This window comes from Neisseria sp. P0021.S006 (genome assembly GCF_051956895.1).
Map to the genome: position 1 here is coordinate 1 of NZ_JBQCWZ010000669.1, position 750 is coordinate 750.

Here is a 750-nt window from a genome sequence, read left to right on the forward strand (position 1 = left end):
CAACGTGATCACGCGGTATGGCAGTTCCAACGCTTTCAAAATATTTTCAGCATGACCGACCATTTCTTCCAGCGCTTCGTATGATTTTTCCGGATGAACGATTTGCACCATTTCCACTTTGTCGAATTGGTGTTGGCGAATCAAACCGCGCACGTCTTTGCCGTATGCGCCCGCTTCGGAACGAAAACATGGGGAATGCGCAGTCAATTTCAACGGCAAATCGCTGCCGGCCACGATGCTGTCGGCAACGGTATTGGTCAGCGTTACTTCGGCGGTCGGAATCAGATATTGCGTTTTCTTGCTCTCGTCACCGCCGCGGGTAACATGGAACAAATCTTCTGCAAATTTAGGCAGTTGGCCCGTGCCCTGCAAAGTGGTGTCATCCACGATATAAGGCGTGTAATGCTCGGTATAGCCGTGTTTCAGCGTGTGCGTGTCCAGCATGAACTGAGCCAAAGCGCGATGCAGACGGGCGATTTGGCCTTTCATCACGGTAAAGCGCGCGCCGGAAAGTTTCGCACCGCCTTCAAAATCCAAACCCAAAGGCTCGCCCAAATCAACATGGTCTTTGATTTCAAAGTCAAATTCTCGCGGCGTGCCAACTTTGCGGACCTCAACGTTTTCAGTTTCGTCTTTACCGACAGGCACACTTTCGTGCGGCAGGTTCGGAATGCTCAGCAGCCAAGCATCCAATTCTTTCTGAACGGCATCCAAATCAGCGGCTGCCTGCTCCAAATCAACTTTGATTTG

At 51.2% G+C, this 750-nt stretch carries 1 protein-coding gene; it reads right to left on the reverse strand.

Annotated elements, in window-relative coordinates:
• On the reverse strand, window positions 1-750 hold a 750-nt coding region (gene serS / locus ACTHUM_RS16370), incomplete at both ends, for a serine--tRNA ligase (protein ID WP_440403475.1).